The sequence below is a fragment of the Streptomyces sp. NPDC051214 genome, from assembly GCF_040682375.1.
In the GTDB taxonomy this organism is placed as follows: Bacteria; Actinomycetota; Actinomycetes; order Streptomycetales; family Streptomycetaceae; genus Streptomyces.
In genome coordinates this window covers 135,990-157,271 of record NZ_JBFBAT010000016.1, presented here as the reverse complement: position 1 = coordinate 157,271, position 21,282 = coordinate 135,990, and the positions used below count along the sequence as shown (strand labels likewise).

The following is a 21,282-nucleotide window of genomic DNA, read 5'->3' as shown; positions in this document are numbered from 1 at the left end:
AGGTCTTCAGTCGGCCGTATTCGGGTGGTCCCGCGGTTTGTCGATCTGTTTTCCCGACCCGGTGAGCCTTAGGTATGCACCAATCAGACGCCCCGTTTCGGTGGGTGTGTTTTCCGTGTGCCGTCTATCGGCTCGGAAGGAAAAGGTTCTGTGCAATCCCCTCACCCCCCACGACCGACCCACGCCCCTCATCCCGGTGTGACCCCCGAAGAATCAGACATGAACCTCGCCGCCCGACTGCGCGGCCGGGCGGAGGGTGAGTCCGATCAGCCCATCGCGCTGCTGCTCGCACGGCACTGGCAGGCCACGTACGACTACGCGGCCATCTGCCTGGCCGCTTGGTCGAGTTCGGCCTCCAAGGTCGCCACGGCAGCCTTCCATCAGATGCTCGAACGCATGGCGAGCGACGAGCCGGGCGGGGCCCTGCGGCCGTACCTCCTGGTGACCGTCAGGGAGACGGTCAGGGGGTGGACCGTCGACGAGCGCATATCCACCCTGATGCCGGAACTCCGCAAGCCGACCGGGGGGCGCGGCATGCGGGCGGCGACCTCCATGACACCCGAAAAGCGGCGACTCGCCGCGCGCTCCTTCTGGGACCTTCCCGCAGACGCCCAATGTCTGCTGTGGCACACCGCGGTAGAGGCCGAGCACATATCCATACCCGCAGGTATGTCGGGCTTGAGCGCCGACCTCGCGGCCGACGCACTCGCGCAGGCGCGTGAACAATTCCGGGCAGGGATCGTTCGCGGTCACCGCGAACTCGCGCCGACCAAGGAATGCCCCCTTTACAACCGAATCCTCGATGTCACGATTCGCCGCGGCGGTACGTTGCTTCCCGATGCGCAACACCACTTGTCGGAGTGCCGCCACTGTCGCGACGTGACCGACCAACTCGTGCACGTGGACAACGAGTTGGGGACCCTGCTCGCCGAAGCGGTACTCGGCTGGGGCGCGCGTCGCTACTTGGAGTCGCGCCCGGGGCGCGGGGGCGTGGTGAAGCGCGGCGCGGGAGCCCCCGCGCAGGGCGGCAGGCGCGCGGGCGGCGGCGGACGCCACCGCCCCTCGTCTCCCAGCCCCTCGGCAGGCGGCCCGCTCGCACAGGCGCGCGCACACTCCAGGGCGCTGCGCACCGGAGCAGCCCTGGGGTCAGCTGCCCTGCTCGCGACCGTGCTCGTCATCGCCCTCTCGTCGGGCGACGGCGACGGCGACAGCGGCGATGCCATGCCCCCGACCGGCATGACCGGAAGCCACGGCACTCATCCGAGCGCGGATCCCGAGACGCCGCCGCCCACTGGTGCTCCCACGCCCACGTCAGCGGACTACCCCGACCGGTCCGACCAGGGCAGGCTCCGCAACGCCGCGGCGGATCTGTGCCTCGACATCCGGGGGAAGGCTAAGCCCGGTGCCGAGACGAAGCTGGCGAAGTGCTCGGACGCCGCGAGCCAGCAGTGGTCGTACGACAAGAACGGACTCCTGAGCACCGTCGCCCGACCCGACCTCTGCCTCGACTCCCACCGCGACGACGGCGTGCTCGTCCTCGGCGCATGTGTCGCACCCTCGGCGGAGCACGCCGACGAGGTGCGCTACGACCTGACCGTGCTGGGGGAGTTGCTGCCCCGGTGGCACGAACGGCTGGCGGTCGCGCCCGCCTCCGCGCGCAAGGGCGCGGAGGCCGTGGTCAAGGTCCGCGACGGCTCTCCGGAGCAGCGATGGATGCTCGACTCGTCGTCGGCGGACCCGAAGTCCCGCTCGATCAAGGGCGGGGGCGAGCCGTCCGCGAAGGGCGGGGAGGGCGAAGAGGGCGAGGAAGAGGCGGAGGGTGGCGAGGACAAGGTCAAGGGCGTCCGGGGCGCCAAGGGTGGCCGTGACGCGCCTCGTAAGAGTGGGGGCGGGGGTGGAGACGGGGGCAAAGCCTGCGCCGATTCGACCTGCGAGCCGTCCTCGCCCCGTAAGCAGAAGCCTGGGCCGCCGACAGAGGCAAAGGGGAAGGGCCACGGGGCGAAGGGCAAGGACCGGGAGCCCTCAACTGACGCAACCCGGCGCGGCGATGACGCGGAGCGGTACGCCGAAGCGGGCTGCTGCGACGCCGCCCCGTTGCCGATCGACGGGCAAGGTGAGATGCCGGGTGGCGGGCAAGGTGAGATGACTGGTGGAGCACTGGCTCGGCCTCGCTAGCCAGTGGTGTCATGGGGGAGGCAAGGGGGGCATCGGGTGACGGCGGGCGTCAGTTGATGTCCTCGGGCATGGGTGGGGTGCCGGTTGAGCGAGGGCGCCGGATGCATAGGGTCGTGCCCATGACGAGGACCACTCCGCCGCGGCCGCTCGATGTCGAGGGGCTGTTCCCTGAGCTCGCCGGATACCGGGGAACCACGACCCGACTGCACCCGAGGCCGGGAAACCCCGACGCGTCGGTCAGCTCCGTGGGCGGTCCGCTGCTGTGGCCGGCGGACGAGCCGTGGCCGGTGTGCACCGAGGCCCACCGTCGCAGGAGTGGCCGACGGCCCGCGGACATCCGCCGACGGCGCGAGGTCCTGGAAGAGGCGTGGGCCCGCGCACCCCATTCGGGCCCCTCGGCAGCGGAACGGGAGCTCCTGGACGAGCTGAACCGGCGGCACCGGATCCCCGACATCGCTGACACCGACCCGCTGCCGATGGTCGCGCTCGCGCAGCTGTACCGGCGCGACATCCCCGACCTGCCGCCCGGACCGGACGGCTGCGACCTGCTCCAGGTCTTCTGCTGCCCCTTCGACGCGCACGGCCCGACCCGCTACGGCATGCTGCTCCACCTGCGCTGGCGCAGGTCGGACGAGGTCGGCGAGGTGCTGGCCGAGCCGCCTCAGCCGCAGGTCGTCGGGGCCGACGGTTATGTGCCCGAGCCTTGCGTGCTGCATCCGGAACAGGTGGTCACGTACCCCTTCGCGGGCCTCCTGCCCGAGGACCTGTGCGACAGGATCTACGCCCGCGAGGAGGCGCTCGACGAAGAGGCCGAGGAGGAGTGGGACTCGCCGTGGGATGCGGACGAGCGTGAACATGAGGGGCCCGCGAAGACCGGCGGTGACAGGCAGCAGGTGTACTACCAGTACGACCTGTCCATCCCACCCGGCTGGCGCGTCGGCGGCTTCGCCTCCTGGCACACCACCGACGCTTCCCCCATGGACTGCCTGACCTGCACCACACCCATGCGCTTGCTGCTTACCATCGCCAGCTCCGAGTGGGACGGCGGCAGCGGTAGCTGGAAACCCACCGAGGAAGCAGACCTGCCTCCACACCCGTTCGGCACACCCACCAAGGTCATCGTGGGCCGCGCAGGCCAGGCCAACGTCTTCGCGTGCCCCGCCGACCCCGGCCACCCGCATCGCTGGAGCGTTCAGTAGGACACGTTCCACGCCTCAGGCAGATCGCTGCCGCAGAAGACGCAGACGAAGTCGTCCTCGCCCACGATGTTGTGTTCCTGGCAGCCGGGGCAGCGCCGGAACACCACCTCGTGCGTGAAGCGGCCGGGGTGTCCGAGCCCCGTGCGGTCGAGAGCCCGGTCGACCGCCTGCCAAGAGCTCACGTCGGGGCAGTACCCGGTCGATTGGTTGCTGATGTCGCCGGCGGCCCACCGCCCCGCCTCGCGGGCGAAGCCGATCTCAACCGCGCTCAGGACCATCTCGCCGCCGGCGCAGGCCACATGCTCGCTCCGTCGTGGTGCGAGCCGAAGCACGCCGTCCAGAGCGACCACGAAGGTGAACGGCTCGGCCAGCTCCCGTGCGGGCTGCGCGGCCACCCACCTCTCGAAGTCAGCCGCCGAACCGATCCGGCAACCGCCGCCGCCGGGCCGGACCGCGGCCTTCAGTTCGGCCGGACCCACGTACCGGTATACGCGTCCCTGCGAGTTCATCCCAGCCACGCTCCCCTCCAGACCACTCAGTGGCCAGTCTCGTACGAGGTGCTGCCCGCCTCGTGGGTGAGTTGGGCAGTCGCGGCCATAGCGGCGCGCGTGGCGCCGGTGGCAGACTGCATCGATGATCGCTGATCTTCCTGATGGCCTGACGGCTCGGCACCTTGCCGAGGACGACCATGCACAGGTGCTCGCGGTGCTGGACGCGTGGTGGGGCGGCATGAAAGGACCCGCGGGTGCGCTGGAGCGCTCGTTGCTCCTGCCCAGGCTCTACTTCCAGCACTTCACCACCACCAGCTTCGTGGTCGAACGTACCGGGGGGCGGGCGGAGGCGTCCGACGGGGGACAGATCGCGGCTTTCCTGGTCGGCTTCCTGTCCCAGACCCAACCCGACGCCGCCTACGTGCACTTCGTCGGCGTCGACCCGCGACTGCACGGGCAAGGCGTGGGGCGAGCCCTCTACCAGGCGTTCTTCGCTCTCGCCCGGTCATACGGCCGCCGGTACGTGCACTGCGTCACCAGCCCGCAGAACTCCGCGTCGCAGGCTTTCCACGCCAGGCTCGGCTTCACGGTCTCCGCCTCGAAGCCGGACTACGACGGTCCCGGCCTCGACCGGGTGGCGTTCACAATCGACCTTGCCGAGCGTCAGGACCACTGCGCGGCCACCGAGTGATCCTCGCCCGGCCCTGTGCGCGCTCCTCGCGCTCCTCGCGCTCCTACTCGTACCAGTCGTCCTCGACGTCCGTGAGCGACCGCTTCAGGTAGTCCGCCAGATCCCGGGCGACCCAGCGGCGGCTGTCGTCCTCGTGCTGCCATACGAAGATGTCCGCGCGCGCGGGCCTGCGGACGCACGCGAATTGATCGCCTCCGCCGTTGTCGCCGAAGAAGAGGAGCGCGTCGAAGGGCATGTAGAGGTCGGCGAAAGAACTGTCCGACCAGAAGCGCAGATTGTCCTCGACGATCCGCTCCAGAGGCCAGACCGTGTCCGTGCCGTAGTGCCCCACGATGCCGTCGGTCTCCCGCAGCAGGTCCGCGAGGCCCGCAGGCAGTGAGCTCCCCAGCCGCTGTTCCGCAGCGGCCACGCCCGCTGCGTCGACCGGCGCGCTGAACCCGGCTTCCGGAAAGGCCAGCTCCGCGAGTTCTCTCCACATACCGGCAGCCTAGACAGCGCCGGGGCAGCCAGGAAGTCGAGCCTCACTGAACACCGAACGCCCGCAGCACATAGCCGTCGAGGAGCTGTCCGAACACCTGCGGCGCAAGGACTTCGGGGCCCTCGCACACCAACTCCTCGTTCGTGTCGAGGGCCGCGACGAAGTCCACGTCAGCCCAGCCGCCCCGGTACAGCACCACGAGCAGTTCGGCATCCGCGGGGCCGGTGACGTGGATGCCGACGGAGTCCGGGTCCCGTACCTCTGAGCGGCTCGTCTCCAGCCGTTGCGGCCAAGCCGCTGCCCCCTCGCGCCAGGTGATCGGTCTGACCGTGAGGCCCGCGGCGGTCCACCGCCGGCGGCGGCAACTGATCTGGGCGGCTGCCTGGTCGAGGTCGATGAGTCGCTTCACCCGGTGATCGTCCAGCACGTGGCAGGGCCTCGTCCACCGGCTTTCGTTCCGCGGCCGGGCCTGCGCTGGGAGGGGTTAGGGAGGGGGCGTCGGCGGGGAGGTGCCTGATGTGGTTGTGGCGTGTCTGCCGTGCGAGGGGCGGGAGTTGAGTTGCCTGTGGGTGCTGAGTCGCTGGGTTCGCCGGAGCCGGAGCCGGAGGCACGGGAGCCGTCGAAGTCGGACAGCGCGGCGCCGAGTCCCGGTCGGCGCTTCGTCGACCGTTGCGTCGTCGTCAGCGGAGGAGCTCACGGCATCGGTGCGGCGACAGCCCGGCGGCTCGCGGCCGAAGGGGCTGGGGTGGTCATCGCCGATGTGGATGTCGAGGAAGGGGAACGCACCGCACGGGCCATCCGCGAGAGCGGTGGACGTGCGGTGTTCGAGGCGTGCGATGTGGCCGACGAGGAGTCCTGGGGGAGGGCGGTGGCGGTCGCCCGCGCCCGCTTCGGCCCGGTCTCCGGACTGCTCAGCAATGCCTACGCCGTGCGCGGGGGCGCTGCCGACGCGATCGAACCGGCGGACTGGGACCTGCAGTTGTCGGTCATGCTGACCGGCGCGTTCTTCGGCGTACGGGCCTGTCTGGACGACCTGCGTGCCACGCACGGCGCGATCGTCCTCGTCTCGTCCGTGCACGCCGTCATGGGCCTGCCCGGCCGCCCCGCCTACGCGGCGGCGAAGGCGGGCCTGACCGGACTCGCGCGCCAGCTGGCGGTGGAGTACGCGCCCGTCGTACGGGTCAACGCCCTTCTGCCGGGCCCCATCCTGACCCGCGCCTGGGACTCGATCGGCGCGGACGACCGGGCGCGCAGCATCGAGCAGACCCCGGCGGGCCGCCTCGGCCGCCCGGACGAGGTCGCGGCGAGCGCCGCGTTCCTGCTGAGCGACGAGGCGTCCTTCGTCACCGGGGCCAGCCTCGTGGTGGACGGCGGCTGGAGCGTGTACAAGACGTCCGCCTGAGCCGGCCAACGCCCGTGCCACCCCCTCTCTGGCCGTCATCTGCCGTGCCGCACAAGGGCACAAGGCCACAAGGGCAAAAGGACACAAGGAGGTTCATCCGATGAAGATCACCCGTGTCGAGACGTTCGCAGTGCCGCCGCGCTGGCTGCTCTGTCGCGTGGAGACGGACGAGGGAGTGGTCGGGTGGGGCGAGCCGGTGGTCGAAGGGCGCGCGGCCACCGTCCGTACGGCCGTCGGCGAGCTGGCCGAACTGCTCATCGGCAAGGACGCTTCGGGCATCGAGGACCACTGGCAGGTGATGACGAAGGGGTCGTTCTACCGCGGCGGCCCGGTTCTCTCCAGCGCGGTGGCCGGGCTCGACCAGGCGCTGTGGGACATCGCGGGCAAGCGGCTCGGCGTACCCGCGCACGTCCTCCTGGGCGGCCCGGTCCGCGAGCGGGTACGGGCCTACAGCTGGGTGGGCGGCGACAGCCCCGCCCACATCACCGAGCAGGTGACGGCGCAGGTCGAGGCGGGCTTCACCGCGGTGAAGATGAACGCGAGCGGGCGCATGAACCGTCTTGCCACCGTCGCCGACATCGACGAGATCGTCAGCCGTGCCGCGGCGGCCCGCGAAGTCCTCGGCCCGCGCAGGGACTTCGCGCTGGACTTCCACGGACGCTTCCACGCCGCGAACGCCCGTCAGCTGCTGCCGCACCTGGCCCCGCTCGCGCCGATGTTCGTCGAGGAACCGCTCCTGCCCGAGTACGGGCACCTGCTGCCCGCCCTGGTCAACTCCTCACCCGTGCCGATCGCCACCGGCGAGCGCCTGTACTCGCGGCAGGACGTGCTGCCCGCCCTCCAGGCGGGCGTCGCGGTCCTGCAGCCGGACCTGTCCCACGCGGGCGGCATCTCCGAGGTCCGCCGCATCGCCTCCCTCGCCGAGACCTTCGACACCCTCATCGCCCCGCACTGTCCGCTGGGCCCCGTGGCGCTGGCCGCCAGTCTCCAGATCGCGGTCAGCGTCCCCAACTTCCTCATCCAGGAGCAGTCGATCGGCATCCACTACAACAAGGGTGCCGATGTCCTCTCCTATCTCGCCGATACGGAGGTGTTCCGCTTCCATGAGGGGCACATCCGGCGCCCGACCGGGCCAGGGCTCGGCATCGAGATCGACGAGGCGGCGGTGCGTGCAGCCGACGACAGCGAGGCCGACTGGCACAACCCCGTGTGGCGGCACGAGGACGGCTCGTTCGCCGAGTGGTGAGCGAGCGGGCTCCATGAGCGCCACGGCGGGTGAGCCGAGAGCCGGTACTTTGGACGACGTGGACTCGGTTCTGCACGAGCATGACCGCCTGCGCGGGTGGGAAGTCGCCTTCCCGCGTCACGCGGCGCCGCTCGACGGCGTGCTGCTCGCCGGTTTCCGTGACCGTTCGGCGGGTGGACTGGACATGCGAGTCATCCCGCAGCCCATCGTGACGGTGGTCGTCGAACTCGGGGACGGTGTCCTGGCCGTCGAGAACATGGGCGGCAGCCGGGACTTGAGGAGTCTCGCCGCCGGTCTCGCGCCGGGGGAGACCCGCGTCCGCGCCGATCGCGTGGACTGCGTGGAGGTGCACATGTCTCCGGTGAGCGCCTACTCGCTGCTCGGCGTCCCGCCCGCCGAACTGGACGGCAGGGTCTTCGGTCTCGAGGAGCTGTGGGGGCGCCATGAGCCGCGCCTGCGTGAGCAGTTGACGTGTGCCGTCGCGTGGGACGACCGCTTCGCCCTGATGCACGCGTTCCTGGCACGCCGCCAGGCGTCCGCCCGGTTGATGGATCCGGAGGTCGTCGCCAGCTGGGAGCGCATCGTCTCCCGCCGTGGCCAGGTGCGGGTTGCCGACCTGGCGGCCGCGTGCGGGTGGAGCCGCAAGCGCCTGTGGTCGAGGTTCACCGCCCAGGTCGGTCTGACGCCCAAGCGCGCCGCGATGCTCGTACGTTTCGACCGTGCCGTCCGTGGCCTCGCGGCGGGCCGTGACGCGGTCGAGGTCGCCGTGACGTGCGGCTACGCCGACCAGTCCCACCTGCACCGCGATGTCCTGGCCTTCGCCGGCTGCACACCGGGGGCGCTGGGACCAGGCGTGACCCCCACCGCGGAACCGTTGCCGACGCTCACAGGGGCAGCGCGCGCTCGTTCACCACGTGCTTCATGACGAGCGTGGAGCTCAGACGCTGTACGCCCGGCAAGGTGGCCAGCTTGTCGTCGTAGAGCCGCTGGAACGCGGGCAGATCCCTGCTGACGATGCGTACGAGATAGTCGGGATCCCCGAAAAGGCGCTCGGCCTGCAGGATCTCGGGGATCTCGGTGAGGGCGTGCTCGAAGGCGGAGACGGTGTCGCGGTCCTCCTGGCGCATGGTGACGAAGACCAGCGCCTCGAAGCTCAGGCCGACGGCGCCCGCGTCCAGGATCGCGCGGTATCCGCGGATGGCACCGCTGCGTTCGAGCTCGCGCAGTCGGCGGTGGCAGGGGGAGAGGCTCAGCCGCACGCGGGCCGCCAGTTCCGTGACCGTCAGACGGCCGTCGTCCTGGAGCTCCGCAAGAATCTTCCTGTCCACATCATCCATGGGGAAGATTCTGCCACTGCAAGTGGCTGAGCTGGCAATACTTGGAAACACCTTTGGGCTCTTCGGAACTAATCTCCTCCTCGCAACCTGTTTGAGAGGGAGAAGTACGTCGTGGCCGTCAGCTCCATCACCGCCTTCTGGGCGGTCTCAGTCCTGCTCATCCTCGTGCCGGGGGCGGACTGGGCCTACGCGATCAACGCCGGGCTACGCGATCGGTCCGTCGTGCCGGCCGTCGGCGGCCTCCTGCTCGGCTACCTCGCACTGACCGCCGTCGTCGCCGCCGGGGTGGCGGCGGTGGTGGCGAGTACACCGTCCGTCCTCACCGCCCTGACCCTGCTCGGTGCCCTCTATCTGGTGTGGCTCGGTGCCACCACGCTGGCCCGGCCCGCCGTCGCCGGGACCGCGTCGGAGGAGGGGGACGGAGCGGCGGTCGGGGCCCGCATCCTCAGGGGGGTGGGGATCAGCGGCCTCAACCCCAAGGCGCTGCTGCTCTTCCTGGCCCTGCTCCCGCAGTTCACCGCCCCGCACGGCAGCTGGCCACTGGCGGCACAGATCGGCACGCTCGGCCTGGTCCACACGCTCAGTTGCGCCGCGATCTATCTGAGCGTGGGCGTACTGGCCCGCACCATCCTGCGGGCGCGCCCCGCGGCCGCGCGTGCCGTCACCCGTGTCTCGGGCGCCGCCATGATCGTGATCGGCGTGCTCCTGATCGTGGAACGCCTCGCGGCCTGAGGTGCGCGCGTCAGGCCGCGCCCTGTCGGGTGGCCACGCCCTCGTCGACCTCGCCCTCTTTGCCTCGCCACTCGTGCGCCAGCAGGGACCAGATCTCCATGTCGTGGCGGACGCCCCTGTACAGCGACTGCTCGCGCAACGTGCCGTCCAGGTGCATGCCCATGCGCTGGGCGACCGCCCGGCTGCGCGTGTTGCCGGCGCTGTTCCACCACTCGATGCGGTGCATGCCGCGCTCGCCGAACGCGTACGAGATCAAGTGCCGGACCGAGGCGCTGATCAGGCCGTGGCCCTCACCCGCGGGCTCCGCCCACACGCCGATCTCGCAGGTGCCTGCCTCGGCGTCGAACTGCACGAACATCACGCCGCCGATCAGGACGCCGTCCCGCCAGATCCCGTAGAGCCGTCCGGCGTCGGCGGCCTGCTTGTCCGCGTACCTCTGCAGGGTGGCGCGGGCGGATTCCAGGTCGGTGGAGCGCGAGGCCCAGGGGATCCACGGGTCGGTGTTGGCGCGGGCCCGGTCGATGTGGGCCAGGAACTCGGCGTCCTGCCAGGGCTCCAGCATGCGGAGCTCGGCGTTCTCGGTCAGCGATATGGCGTACATGGCTGGTCCTATGCGGTTGTCCGGGCGGCCGCGCGCGGGCGTCGGGCCGGGCGCGACCAGGTACGTAACGAACGTTGGGTATGTACTCTAGCGGCTATGACGCCGCCGGCCCGTACAGATCATGACGCCCGCAGGACCGAGGTTTCCCAGGCGGTCTGGCGGGTGCTGGCCGCCCATGGCTTCGGCGGGCTCACCCTGCGTGCCGTCGCCGCGGAGATGGGGGCCACGACGGGCCTGCTCACGCACTACTTCCCCAGCAAGCGCGCGCTGCTGAGACATGCCCTCGAGGTGCTCGACCGGCACTCGGCCGACCGGCCGCGCCCCGCGGCGGAGCGGGCCGGGCAGGCATCCGGCCTGGTGATGCTGCGGGCGACGCTGCTCGACATCCTCCCGCTGGACGCCGAGAGCGCTGCGAGCAACCGCATCTGGGTGGCCTCCTGGGACGTCGCGCTCGCCGACCCGGAGCTGGCCCAGGAGCACGCCGAGCGCTACCGCCGTGCGCGCGAACGGATGGCCGGGCACATCGCGCAAGCCCAGGAGTCGGGCGAACTGCCGCCCGGCGCACGGCCCGAGGACACCGCTGCCGCGGCCCAGAGCTTCGTGCTCGGCCTGGTGGTCCAGGCACTGTTCGCTCCCCGGGAGTTTCCCGCGGAGCGGCAGATCGCCATGGTGGACGCGTACTTGGCGGGGGTCGGGGGCGGCGCCCAGGGGGCGAGGGAGGTGTCCGGGTGACCCCCGAGGGCTGGACCGAAGAGGCGGTGCGGGAGGCGAGCGTGGTCGTCGCGGAATTCCCCGGACTCGCGGACCTGAGAGGCGAGCCGGTCCGCTTCGCGGTGCGGCACCATCCCCAGCCGGACACGCAGCAGGAAACACAGCAGGACACGCAGCAGGAAACACAGCCGGGCACACAGCAGGACACACAACAGGGCACCTGGCTCGTCGAGTTGGGCCCCCACCTGCTGGGCATCGCGCGTCCCGCCGATGTGCGCGCGCTGGCCGAGGGAATCCTGGACGTCCTCGAACGGGGTTCGGGCGAACCGGACTTCACTCTCTACGACGACGGCTACGCGGAAGCGCAGATGACCGTCGGGTACGACGGCGACGAGCTGTACTTCACCGCCGCAGTCGCCTTCGACCCCGCGCGGGACTTCGTCGGCAGCTCCCCGAGCGGTGAGCCTCTCTACCGCAACCCCTTCGGCACGGCGTATCTGGAGTTCCGGGACGTGACCCCGGCCGACCCGGCCCTGCTGACGCGCTGTGCCTACGCCCTGCTCGCCGTGCTGGCCGCGGGTCCCGACGACGACAGGAACACGATGACGTCGGTGTCGTGACCCGGCAGGGGCTTCGGCAGGGGCTTCGGCTCGCGCCAGCCGAGGCGGCGGTAGAACGCGAGCGTCTCGTGGGCCTGATCCCACGTCAGCAGCCAGGCCCGCCCGCCGGGAACGGCGGCGGAGGTGGTGAGGGCGGACAGCAGCTGCCGCCCCAGACCCCTGCCGCGGGCAGCCGCTCGTACCCCCAGCTCGTCGATCTCGAAAGCCCCCACCAACAGCTCGTCCACGCGAGCGGAGCCGAGCAGTCGCGTCACCTTGCCGTAGGCGCGGTCGGCGGGGAAGGGAGCCTGCGTGGTCCAGCCGGTGACGAAGCCGTCGACCTCGCCGTCGGGCGACAGGGAGAGGGCGGCGCGGAACCCCGGGCGCCGCGTGTCGGTCTCCAGACGCTCGCGAAACGCCTTGCCGGTGGCGGCGGGGTCCCTGTGGTCCCAGGGCGGGGCGGTGAAGACCTCGACGTAGGCGTCGGTGAGGGGGTCGGCGAGGGCGAGGACATCGGGGCCGAAGAGCTGCACGGTCATCGAACGTAGTGGGTGCGGCAGGATGATGCCCATGACGTGTGGGGGAGACGAACGCGCGGAGTGGTTGCGCCACGTCGGGTGGGATGTCGTGGGGGACGGGAGCGGCATCAACGTGCTGCCACCTAAGTCCGCGTGGCGGTGGGTCGGTTCGGGCGAGCCCCGGGACGTTGTTGCCGTACGGGGAGATGGCCCTGATGTGGGCGTCGAGGTCGACGCGCAGTGGCATCGGCTCGCCGTCGACCTGGGGATCGTGGACGAGTACGGTGTCTTCCTGATCGCGGTCGCGTCGGAGCGCATGTGCTGCGCGCCCCGGCGCTGGACGCGGGTACGGCTCGGCGCGCACTGGAGCCTCGCCTCGATTGCGGTGCGTCCGGCGGAGAGGAGTCCGGAGTTCGTCGCGCTCTCCTTGGACGGCGACGCCCTGCTCGGGGCGATACCCGGGACATCCGGTCTCCGGTTCATCGCCATGAGCGGCGTACGAGAGCAGCAGGAGGCGGCTGCCGAGGCGCAGGCGCGGGAGACGCCCCACGAACGGGCGGCGGCCTGGGCCTCGCTGTTCCGAGCGCCGGAGCTTTCGGCGGAGGTGCGGCAGGAGTGGGCGCACGGCCTTGCCCGCAACGCGGCCACCCCCGACGATCTGCTGGGTGACCTGCTCGGACTCTCGCATCGCCTGCTGTGGCGTCGGCTGCCGACCCCGGTGGTGGAGGCGGCCCTCGTCCATCCGGACCCGAAGGTACGGGAAGGGATGGCCGAGGTGCATCCGGGGCTCACGGCCGATCAACGCTCCCGCCTGATCCTGGGCGAGGAGAACTCCCGGCGCCGGTGGATTCTCACCATGATCGCGGCGGATCGGGGCGATGAGCTCGGCGACGCCGCGTACCAGGCGCTAGCCGCTGATCCCTCCGCCCATGTGCGCGAGGAGGCCGCTCGTCTCGCCGGGCTTCCCGCACGCAACCTAGCCGCCTTGGCCGCCGATCCCGAGCCGGCCGTACGCGCCGCCGCCTGCCGTCAGGCGTGGCCCCACCTCGACGCGTCGGCCCGGCGCAACCTCCTGAGCGACCCCGACAGCGAGGTCCGTGCCACGGCGTTGCTGTGCCACCACCAGGATCACCCCCTGTCCAGGGCGGTCTTCGAAGCAGAGGGACTCCCGGCCCGCGCGGTGGAGAGCTGCTTGCTGGAGCGTGACCTCGCCGCACACCTGCTCCACCACGGGGACGCGGACCAGCGGGTCTCCCTCGCATGCAATCCGCGCCTGGACCCTGACCTTGTCGCTCTTCTCGCCCAGGATCCCGACGCTGGTGTGCGCGGTGTGGTGGCCACGCGTGCCGACCTCACCGAGGAACAACGGGCCGCCATCCCCATCACCTTCGACCCGGGCACCCACCACCACGAGCTCGGCTGGGTCAAGGCGCTCCATCACGACCCCGCCGCCATGCGCCGCCTCGCGGCCTCCACCCATCCCCTCGTGCGCAGGAGTGTCGCTCGCGCCCGCCATCTCCCGCCGGACGTCGTGGAGTCCCTGGCCGAGGACGAAGACCGTGTCGTGCACCTCTTCCTCGCCGAATCCTGTGACGACGCGCCCGCCGACATGCTCCTGGGCGTCTGGCAGTGGTGGACCGGCAGCCTGAGCGCTCCCGACCGCCCGCGCGGGCACCCGCACTTCCCCCGCAGCGACCTGCTGCGCCACGCCGATGACACGAACCCCCGCATGCGTCAGCTCGCTCTGGACGACCCGGAGTCGACGCCTGAGCTGGTGGAGCGGTTCACCCGCGACCCCAGCGAGGAAGTGCGCCGCCGAGCGGCCACCGACCCCCGGCTGACGGCGGCGTCGGCGATACGGCTGCTCGACGACCCGGAGGCTTCCGTACGGCACGCTGCCGTCCGGCACCCAGGGCTGCCCGCGCAGGTGCTTGTTCGGCTCCTCGGTGACACGGACACCGCACAGGACGCTGCCCTGCATCCGGCCCTTCCCGTTGACGTCATGCGGCAGATGATCGAACGCATCCGGGTATGAGACGGCGGGGTCAGCGTTCCTGGGTTCGTGTGCGGTGGGCCGCGATTCCGGTGAGGCCGGGTTCGATATCGGGGTGCAGGACGAGTGCGTCGTCGTAGTCGCCGCGGTGCTCGTGGCGGTAGGGGAGCGGCTCGGTGACCGGCAGTGTGCGCAGGCGCTCGCGGAGTTCGGCCGCGCGGTCGCCGTAGCCGGCCTCGTCCAGGCGGTCGGCTCCGTAGACGACGTACGGCGGGAGCGCGTCCATCCCCGTGTACCAGAAGGTGCCGTGGAGTACGGGGAACAGCACCTCGTCCAGTTGTCCGTGGATGCCGCGCGGCCCGAAGCCCGACTCCCTCGCGCCGACGGTGGTGATGACCATGGCGCGCTTGCCGGCGAGTCCACCGTCGCCGTAGCGCAGGGTCCGCCCCTCTTGGTCCTGGAGGCCGAAGGCGAAGCCCTGCACGAGCACCCGGTCGAACCAGCCCTTGAGGATGGCGGGCGGCCCGAACCACCACAGCGGGAACTGGAACACCAATGCGTCGGCCCAGGCGATCTTCTCCTGCTCGGCGGCGATGTCGTCCGTCAGCTTGGCGGCGCCGTAGGCATGTTCCTGTGCGGCTCCAACCAGCAGTCGGCCGACCGTCTCGCGGTGGAAGTCGGCTGAGTCCACCACGGGTTTCCAGTCCATCGCGTAGAGATCGGACTCGCGGACCTCGTGCCCGAGATCGCGCAGTTCCTGGATCCCGTCGGCGCGCAGGGAGCCGTTGAGGGACTGCGGTTCGGGGTGTGCGAATACCCAAAGAATCTTCATGCCATCGATCCTCCGCCGCGTTCGGACGGGGGACGAGTGGCCAGATGGCCAGGAGGTGCAAGGATCTGGCCACCGGTGTGCGGCGGCAGTCCTGCGGACGTCCTGCGGTAGTCCTGGTCGGCGGATTCAGTCGGTCGTGCGCGTGCTCTCCAGTGAACGCGTGCTCTCCCGTGCCCGCGTGCTCTCCCGCACCACCAGTTCGTATCCCGCGGTGAGCCGCGTGTGCGGGGCCATCGCGCCCGCGTCGATCCTGCGGAGCAGCGCGTCCACGGCCAGTTCCGCGATGCCTCGTTTGTCGGGGGCGACGGTGGTGAGGCTGGGCACGCTGTAGCGGGATTCCTCCACGTCGTCGAAGCCGGCGACGGCCAGGTCGTGCGGGACCCGCAGCCCGTGCTCGTGCGCCACCCGCAGTGCGCCGGAGGCCAGCAGGTCGTTGAAGCAGAAGACGGCGTCCGGCGGGTCGTCCAGGGTGAGCAGCGCACGCATCGCGTCGGCTCCCGCGGCGCGGGTGAACGACCGTGTGTCCGGGGCGAGTTGCGGGTCATGTGGAACGCCTGCCGCGTGCAGCGCGGTCAGATAGCCGTGCATGCGCTGGACCGTCGTCGCGTGGGAGGGGCCCGAGGGCTGGCCGATGACGGCGACGCGGCGCCGGCCGAGGGACAGGAGGTGGTCGGTGGCCTCGCGTGCCGCAGCCGAGTTGTCGATCAGGACGTGGTCGGCGGGGATCTCGTACGACTGCTCGCCCAGGAGGACGAGGGGCACGCGGCGTTCGCGGGCGGCCAGGACCTGTTCGTCGAGGCGGAGCGGGCTGAGCAGGACGCCGTCGATGAGCGGATCGCTGAGCCCGGAGGCGATCCGCAGCTCCTCGTCCGCGCTGCCGCCGGTGTCCTCGATGAGGACCGTGCAGCCGCGTTTCTTCGCGGCGGCGATGACCTGAGCGGCCAGTTCGGCGAAGTACGGGGCGACGAGTTCGGGCACGGCGAGGGCGATGATGCCGCTGCGTCCCGTGCGCAAGTGGCGTGCGGAGGCATTGGGTTGGTAGTCGAGGTCGGCGATGGCGCGCAGGACGCGCTCGCGTGTCCGGTCGGCGACTCTGGTCTCGCCCCGGACGACGTTGGACACCGTCTTGATCGATACCCCGGCGCGCTCCGCGACGTCCTTCAGGCGAGTGCCTGCCACCGTGTTTCTCCCTCCCCCTGACCTCCCCCGACAGCAGCAGCGTACGTCATGGTCCAACGTTGTAACCCCGGGGTGTCGATGGACGTCGGCGGCGTACGAGATCGACTGTGTGAACAGGTAATGCGTGCCTAGGTGTTGACGCCGTATTGCCAGCTGAGTACAACGTTGTAAACGCAGCGGGCAGCCACGAAGCGTGGTTGTTGCCGGTGTGGATTCCAACGTTGGACTTGTACCAGTCGTGTTCGCCTTGTTCGCCGTGGAAGGACGCATGCCCATGCGGGACCGCATACCGACCCCGTCGCCGCCCGCCCCCTCCCGCCGCCGTCTGCTGCGCGGAGGGCTCGCGCTCGGTGCGACCGGCGCCGCCGCACTCACCGTCGGCGGCTGCGGCAGCACCCTCGCGCAGGGGTTCACCGGCGGTGCGCCCTCGCCGTCGCGGCTGAACTTCTGGAATCCGTTCACCGGCGGCGACGGCGAGCGGATGCTGGCGATGCAGGACGTCTACCGGGCCGCGCACCGCTCGACCGAGCTGAAATCGGCGACCTTCCTGTGGGGCAACCCGTACTACACGAAGCTCACCCTGGCCACGCTCGGCGACCGGCCGCCGCAGGTCGCGGTCATCCATCTGTCGAAGCTGCCCACGCTCGCCGAGGCGGGCCTGCTCAGCGAGTTGCGCACCGAGGACCTGGCCCGGCACGGACTGACCGAGGACAAGTTCGACGCACGGCCGTGGCGGAAGTCCCAGTTCGGCGGCGCGCCGCACGCCGTGCCGCTGGACACGCACCCCTTCGTGCTCTTCTTCCGCACGGACATCGCCGAGAAGGCCGGACTGCTCGACGGGCAGGGCCAGTTGGTGGACGTGGACGGGCCCGACGCGTTCATCGACGCGCTGCGTGCGGCGAAGGAGGTCACCGGCGCCTGGGGCGGTTCGGTCGCCTCGGTGAAGGAGGCCTCGATGCAGTTCCGTCTCTTCTGGTCGTTCTACCGGCAGATCGGCGGCGGGGATCTCGTCGCCGACCAGGGCAAGCGGGTGGTCATCGACACCGCCGCCGCGGCCGAGGCGCTCGCCTACATCCGCCGGCTCAGCGCGGAGAAGGTGATCCCGGCGAACACCGACGGGAAGGGCGCCATCACGCTGCTGACCACCGGCAAGGCCGGCTTCCTGATGGACGGTGTCTGGCAGGTCCTGGCGGTCCAGTCGGCGAAGGTGAAGTTCGACATGCGGCCGCTGCCGCGCGTCTTCAAGGACGCGCCCTACGCCTGCGCCGCCGACTCACACGCCCTGGTGCTGCCGAAGGCTCCCACCGAGAGCGCCCGGCGTCTCGACCTCTCGCTCGGGTTCGTCGCGTCGATGCTGCACTCCAGCAAGCTGTGGTCGGAGGGCGGCCATGTCCCGGCCTGGCTGCCGACCCAGCGTTCACGCGCGTACAAGGAACTGGTCCCGCAATCGCACTACGCCACGGCCGCCGACGGCGCGGTCTATGACCCGGCCGCCTGGTACGGCGGCGCGGGAAGCACCCTGCAGAACGTGGTGGGCGACGCCGTGACCTCCGTCTTCACCGGAGACACCAGCCCCACCGCGGGCGCCGCGCGGCTGCGCCGCGACCTGCGGACCCTGGCCTCGCGCCCCGCTCCGGTGTGACCCGCCCCGCCCCTGCCCGCCGCTCGGCTCCGCCCGCTCCACCTGCCCCTGGATCCCGTACGCCTTGACCGAAAGGCCGAACCGTGGCCACGACGACCGCTCCCACCCCGACGTCCAGCAGAGGCGACCGCTGGGCAGGACCGGGGATGCTGCTGCCCTTCGCCCTCTTCTATCTGGTGTTCCTGGTGGGGCCGCTCATCTACACCGTGGTCGCCGGGTTCTTCGAGACGAGCCTGCTCAAGAGCGGACTCGGTGACTTCGCCGGCCTGTCGAACTACACGGCGGTGCTCGGCGACGCGGAGTTCTGGCGGACCCTGCGCAACACCCTGTGGTTCACGGTCCTGACGACCGTGCCCCTGGTCCTGCTCAGCCTGGCGCTCGCCCTGCTCGCCGACCGGTTCGTGCGCGGCCGCTGGTTCTTCCGGTTCGCGTTCTTCGCGCCGTTCGTCCTGCCGTCCGCGGTCGTCTCGCTGCTCTTCATGTTCATCTACGCCGACCAACTGGGCCTGGCCCAGGAGGTGGTGACGTGGTTCGGCGTCGACACCCCGCCGTCCTGGCTCGGCGACCCGGACTGGGCGATGATCTCCATCGCGGCGGCCACGGTGTGGTGGACGATCGGCTTCAACTTCGTGCTCTACCTGGCCGGACTGCAGGACGTGCCGCGCGAGGTGCACGAGGCGGCCGCCATCGACGGGGCCGGGCCCTGGCAGCGCATCCGGCACGTGGTCGTGCCGATGCTGGGCCGTACGACGACGCTGGTGACGGTGTTGCAGGTCATCGCCTCGCTGAAGGTCTTCGACCAGATCTACATGATGACCAGCGGCGGCCCCGACGGCAGCACCCGCCCCTCGCTGCAGCTCATCTACGACACCGGCTTCGTCGAGGGCCGCGTGGGTTACGCCTCGACCGTGTCGCTGCTGCTGTTCCTGGTGATCCTGTTCGTCTCCCTCGTCTGGTTCGCCCTCGTACGCCGCGCCGAGAAGGAGAGCTGACCATGACCGCGATCGCCACACGCCCGGAGACCGAACACCGCGACACCACCGCCCCGCAGGGCCGGCGCCGCGACTCGGAGCGCCTGTTCAACCGGGTGGCGCTCGGCACGCTCGTCGCCCTCGCGCTGCTGTGGCTGGTGCCGCTCGCGTGGGCGTTGGCCACCTCGGTGCGCCCCGCACAGGAGGTCGTCACCAACCCCACCGGATGGTTCACCGCGCATCCGACCCTGGACGCGTACGGAGAGATCTTCGACGCGGGCAAGCTGCCCTACTGGTACGCCAACAGCTTCATCACCTCGACCCTCACCACGGTCCTCACGGTGATCATGGCGTCGCTCGCGGCGTTCGCGCTGTCGCAGACCCGGTTCCGGCTGCGACGCGTCGCGTTCGTGATGCTGCTCGCCGGGATCATGATTCCGAACCAGGTCCTGATGATCCCGCAGTTCCTCGCGCTCCAGTCGGCGGGCCTGCTGAACACCTACTGGGGCGTCGTGCTGCCCCAAGTCCCCAACGTGGTGGCCGTGTTCGTCTTCAAGCAGTTCTTCGACGGGATTCCGAGGGAGCTGATCGACGCGGCGCGTGCGGACGGCGCCGGGTGGCTGCGCACCTACTGGCAGATCGTGATGCCGATCTCCCGCCCGGCCGTCTCCGCCGTCACGATCTTCGTGTTCGTCGGCGTCTGGAACAACTTCCTGTGGCCCCTGCTCGTGGTGACCGACCCCGAGATGATGACGCTGCCCGTCGGACTCACCTCCGTCCAGGACGTGTTCGGCGTGCCCTACGCCCAGCTCATGGCGTCCGCCGTGCTCGGCGCGATCCCCCTGCTCGCCGTCTTCGCGCTGTTCCAGCGCCGCATCGTCGAGGGCATCGCAGGCACCGGCCTCAAATAGCCCCACTCCCAACCGCCAAGTCAGCAGACCGCACCACAGAGAGGCACCCGAACATGCCGCACACCGCACGGTTCGTCATCGACCCGGAGTTCAGCGTCGGAGACGTCGACCCGCGCCTGTACGGAACCTTCGTCGAGCACATGGGACGCTGCGTCTACACCGGCATCCACGACCCCGAGCACCCCACCGCCGACGCCGACGGATTCCGCGGCGACGTCGCCGAGCTGGTCCGCGAACTGGGCACCGGCCTGGTGCGCTACCCCGGCGGCAACTTCGTCTCCGGCTACCACTGGGAGGACGGCGTCGGTCCGGTCGCCGACCGTCCGCGCCGCCTGGACCTGGCCTGGCGCTCCATCGAGACCAACCGCGTCGGGACCAACGAATTCCTCGGCTGGGCACGCCAGTTGGGCCTCGACCCGATGATGGCGGTGAACCTCGGGACGCGCGGCATCGACGCCGCCCGCGCCCTGGTCGAGTACTGCAACCACCCGGGCGGCACCGCCTGGTCGGACCTGCGCATCAAGCACGGCGTGAGCGACCCGCACGGCGTGAAGCTGTGGTGCCTGGGCAACGAGATGGACGGACCCTGGCAGACGGGCCACAAGTCGGCCACCGAGTACGGTCGGCTCGCGGCCGAAGCCGGCAAGGCGATGCGCCAGGTCGACCCGTCCATCGAGCTCGTCGCGTGCGGCAGCTCCAACTCGCGGATGCCGACCTTCGGCACCTGGGAGCGCGAGGTCCTGGAGCAGACCTACGACGAGGTCGACTACCTCTCCCTGCACGCCTACTACGAGGAGTTCGACGGCGACCGCGCCAGCTTCCTCGCCTCGGGCGCGCACATGGACCAGTACATCCGCGACGTGGTGTCGACCGCCGACCACGTGCGGGCGGTGCGGGGCGCCAAGAAGCACATCAAGCTCTCCTTCGACGAGTGGAACGTCTGGTACGCCGCCCGCTTCGTCGGTGAGCGCAACCTGGAGACCGACGAGACGCCCCGCCTCATCGAGGACACGTACAGCGTGACGGACGCCGCCGTGGTCGGCTCGCTGCTCATCACGCTGCTGCGCAACGCCGACCGGGTGGCCATCGCCTGCCTGGCCCAGCTGGTCAACGTCATCGCGCCCATCCGCACCGAGCCCGGCGGCGCCAGCTGGCGCCAGACCATCTTCCACCCCTTCGCCCAGGCGGCCCGCTTCGCGACCGGCCGCGTCCTGCGCACCGACGCCACCGGTCCGCGCATCGACACACCCCAGTACGGGGACGTGTCCGCCCTCGACACCGTGGTGACGCACGACGAGGAGACCGGCGCGCTCACCGTCCTGGCCGTCAACCGCGACCAGGAACAGCCGCTGCTCCTGGAGGCCGCGCTGCGCGGGGAAGCCGCCGGATACCGCGTCGTGGAGCACCTGGTCCTTGCCGACCAGGACCCGGACGCCGTCAACACCGAGGCGGAGCCGGACCGCGTGGTGCCGCGCCCCGCGTCCGGAACACACATCACCGCCGAGGGCGCTCTGACGGCCGAGCTGCCGCCGGTCTCCTGGAACGTCATCCGGCTCGCCCCCCGACAGCACTGA

At 70.7% G+C, this 21,282-nt stretch carries 22 protein-coding genes; 14 read left to right on the top strand and 8 right to left on the bottom strand.

The features are described 5' to 3' along the window. The first annotated feature begins 219 nt into the window (after positions 1-219). Together AB0M70_RS34850 and AB0M70_RS34845 are read left to right on the top strand one after the other, a co-directional pair. Entirely contained in the window at positions 220-2,175 is a 1,956-nt protein-coding gene (locus tag AB0M70_RS34850; protein WP_365826542.1) for an RICIN domain-containing protein, read from the top strand. Between the two features lie 119 nt (positions 2,176-2,294). Continuing rightward, the gene (locus tag AB0M70_RS34845; protein WP_365826540.1) at positions 2,295-3,374 is read left to right on the top strand and encodes a hypothetical protein; all 1,080 of its coding nucleotides are present in this window, start codon (positions 2,295-2,297) and stop codon (positions 3,372-3,374) included. Here the strand turns inward: AB0M70_RS34845 and AB0M70_RS34840 are convergent. Then, the gene (locus tag AB0M70_RS34840) at positions 3,368-3,883 is read right to left on the bottom strand and encodes a hypothetical protein (RefSeq protein ID WP_365826538.1); all 516 of its coding nucleotides are present in this window, start codon (positions 3,881-3,883) and stop codon (positions 3,368-3,370) included. The genes AB0M70_RS34845 and AB0M70_RS34840 overlap by 7 nt on opposite strands. A gap of 124 nt (positions 3,884-4,007) precedes the next feature. On the opposite strand from AB0M70_RS34840, the gene AB0M70_RS34835 reads away from it, so the two are divergent. Continuing rightward, on the top strand, positions 4,008-4,556 hold the full coding sequence (locus AB0M70_RS34835) for a GNAT family N-acetyltransferase (RefSeq protein ID WP_365826536.1): 549 nt from the start codon (positions 4,008-4,010) through the stop codon (positions 4,554-4,556). Between the two features lie 43 nt (positions 4,557-4,599). Here the strand turns inward: AB0M70_RS34835 and AB0M70_RS34830 are convergent, their stop codons facing one another. Together AB0M70_RS34830 and AB0M70_RS34825 are read right to left on the bottom strand one after the other, a co-directional pair. Further along, complete coding sequence (locus AB0M70_RS34830; protein ID WP_365826534.1) at positions 4,600-5,034, bottom strand: SMI1/KNR4 family protein; 435 nt, start codon at positions 5,032-5,034, stop codon at positions 4,600-4,602. 43 nt (positions 5,035-5,077) lie between these two features. After that, positions 5,078-5,443, bottom strand: a complete 366-nt coding sequence (locus AB0M70_RS34825) for a hypothetical protein (protein WP_365826532.1) — start codon at positions 5,441-5,443, stop codon at positions 5,078-5,080. A gap of 156 nt (positions 5,444-5,599) precedes the next feature. On the opposite strand from AB0M70_RS34825, the gene AB0M70_RS34820 reads away from it, so the two are divergent. The 3 genes from AB0M70_RS34820 to AB0M70_RS34810 all read left to right on the top strand — a co-directional run bounded on the left by AB0M70_RS34820 (position 5,600) and on the right by AB0M70_RS34810 (position 8,607). Further along, the gene (locus AB0M70_RS34820) at positions 5,600-6,436 is read left to right on the top strand and encodes an SDR family NAD(P)-dependent oxidoreductase (RefSeq protein WP_365826530.1); all 837 of its coding nucleotides are present in this window, start codon (positions 5,600-5,602) and stop codon (positions 6,434-6,436) included. A 100-nt stretch (positions 6,437-6,536) separates the two neighbouring features. After that, the gene (gene dgoD / locus AB0M70_RS34815; protein WP_365826528.1) at positions 6,537-7,682 is read left to right on the top strand and encodes a galactonate dehydratase; all 1,146 of its coding nucleotides are present in this window, start codon (positions 6,537-6,539) and stop codon (positions 7,680-7,682) included. 58 nt (positions 7,683-7,740) lie between these two features. Next, a complete protein-coding gene (locus AB0M70_RS34810) occupies positions 7,741-8,607 on the top strand; it encodes a helix-turn-helix domain-containing protein (protein ID WP_365826526.1) in 867 nt (288 codons plus the stop codon). On the opposite strand, the gene AB0M70_RS34805 is transcribed toward AB0M70_RS34810, so the two are convergent. After that, entirely contained in the window at positions 8,567-9,019 is a 453-nt protein-coding gene (locus AB0M70_RS34805) for an Lrp/AsnC family transcriptional regulator (RefSeq protein ID WP_365826524.1), read from the bottom strand. The genes AB0M70_RS34810 and AB0M70_RS34805 overlap by 41 nt on opposite strands. Before the next feature lie 111 nt (positions 9,020-9,130). On the opposite strand from AB0M70_RS34805, the gene AB0M70_RS34800 reads away from it, so the two are divergent. Continuing rightward, positions 9,131-9,751 (top strand): LysE family transporter, encoded by a 621-nt coding sequence (locus AB0M70_RS34800; protein ID WP_365826522.1) that lies wholly within the window; start codon positions 9,131-9,133, stop codon positions 9,749-9,751. A gap of 10 nt (positions 9,752-9,761) precedes the next feature. Here the strand turns inward: AB0M70_RS34800 and AB0M70_RS34795 are convergent, their stop codons facing one another. After that, complete coding sequence (locus AB0M70_RS34795; RefSeq protein WP_365826520.1) at positions 9,762-10,352, bottom strand: GNAT family protein; 591 nt, start codon at positions 10,350-10,352, stop codon at positions 9,762-9,764. A 96-nt stretch (positions 10,353-10,448) separates the two neighbouring features. Here AB0M70_RS34795 and AB0M70_RS34790 point away from each other — a divergent pair, with 96 nt between their 5' ends. Together AB0M70_RS34790 and AB0M70_RS34785 are read left to right on the top strand one after the other, a co-directional pair. Then, positions 10,449-11,084 carry a TetR family transcriptional regulator C-terminal domain-containing protein gene (locus AB0M70_RS34790; protein WP_365826518.1) on the top strand — a complete coding sequence of 212 codons (636 nt, stop codon included), beginning with the start codon at positions 10,449-10,451 and terminating at the stop codon, positions 11,082-11,084. Beyond that, the gene (locus AB0M70_RS34785) at positions 11,081-11,683 is read left to right on the top strand and encodes a hypothetical protein (RefSeq protein ID WP_365826516.1); all 603 of its coding nucleotides are present in this window, start codon (positions 11,081-11,083) and stop codon (positions 11,681-11,683) included. The genes AB0M70_RS34790 and AB0M70_RS34785 overlap by 4 nt, the downstream gene beginning before the upstream one ends. Here AB0M70_RS34785 and AB0M70_RS34780 read toward each other — a convergent pair. Continuing rightward, complete coding sequence (locus AB0M70_RS34780) at positions 11,614-12,201, bottom strand: GNAT family N-acetyltransferase (protein ID WP_365826514.1); 588 nt, start codon at positions 12,199-12,201, stop codon at positions 11,614-11,616. The two genes, AB0M70_RS34785 and AB0M70_RS34780, sit on opposite strands and share 70 nt — an antisense overlap. A 31-nt stretch (positions 12,202-12,232) precedes the next feature. On the opposite strand from AB0M70_RS34780, the gene AB0M70_RS34775 reads away from it, so the two are divergent. Further along, positions 12,233-14,215: a PE-PGRS family protein gene (locus tag AB0M70_RS34775; RefSeq protein ID WP_365826512.1), complete on the top strand. Its 1,983-nt coding sequence runs from the start codon at positions 12,233-12,235 to the stop codon at positions 14,213-14,215. A gap of 10 nt (positions 14,216-14,225) precedes the next feature. Here AB0M70_RS34775 and AB0M70_RS34770 read toward each other — a convergent pair whose 3' ends face one another. Together AB0M70_RS34770 and AB0M70_RS34765 are read right to left on the bottom strand one after the other, a co-directional pair. Further along, positions 14,226-15,005, bottom strand: a complete 780-nt coding sequence (locus tag AB0M70_RS34770) for an NAD(P)H-dependent oxidoreductase (protein WP_365826510.1) — start codon at positions 15,003-15,005, stop codon at positions 14,226-14,228. Positions 15,006-15,131: 126 nt separating this feature from the next. Beyond that, a complete protein-coding gene (locus AB0M70_RS34765; protein WP_365826508.1) occupies positions 15,132-16,184 on the bottom strand; it encodes a LacI family DNA-binding transcriptional regulator in 1,053 nt (350 codons plus the stop codon). A 274-nt stretch (positions 16,185-16,458) separates the two neighbouring features. On the opposite strand from AB0M70_RS34765, the gene AB0M70_RS34760 reads away from it, so the two are divergent. The 4 genes from AB0M70_RS34760 to AB0M70_RS34745 all read left to right on the top strand — a co-directional run bounded on the left by AB0M70_RS34760 (position 16,459) and on the right by AB0M70_RS34745 (position 21,282). Continuing rightward, positions 16,459-17,826, top strand: coding sequence for an extracellular solute-binding protein (locus AB0M70_RS34760; RefSeq protein WP_365826506.1), 1,368 nt, complete (start codon positions 16,459-16,461; stop codon positions 17,824-17,826). An 83-nt stretch (positions 17,827-17,909) separates the two neighbouring features. Then, on the top strand, positions 17,910-18,818 hold the full coding sequence (locus AB0M70_RS34755) for a sugar ABC transporter permease (protein ID WP_365826504.1): 909 nt from the start codon (positions 17,910-17,912) through the stop codon (positions 18,816-18,818). A gap of 2 nt (positions 18,819-18,820) precedes the next feature. Beyond that, positions 18,821-19,708, top strand: a complete 888-nt coding sequence (locus tag AB0M70_RS34750) for a carbohydrate ABC transporter permease (protein ID WP_365826502.1) — start codon at positions 18,821-18,823, stop codon at positions 19,706-19,708. 53 nt (positions 19,709-19,761) lie between these two features. Continuing rightward, the gene (locus tag AB0M70_RS34745) at positions 19,762-21,282 is read left to right on the top strand and encodes an alpha-N-arabinofuranosidase (RefSeq protein WP_365826500.1); all 1,521 of its coding nucleotides are present in this window, start codon (positions 19,762-19,764) and stop codon (positions 21,280-21,282) included.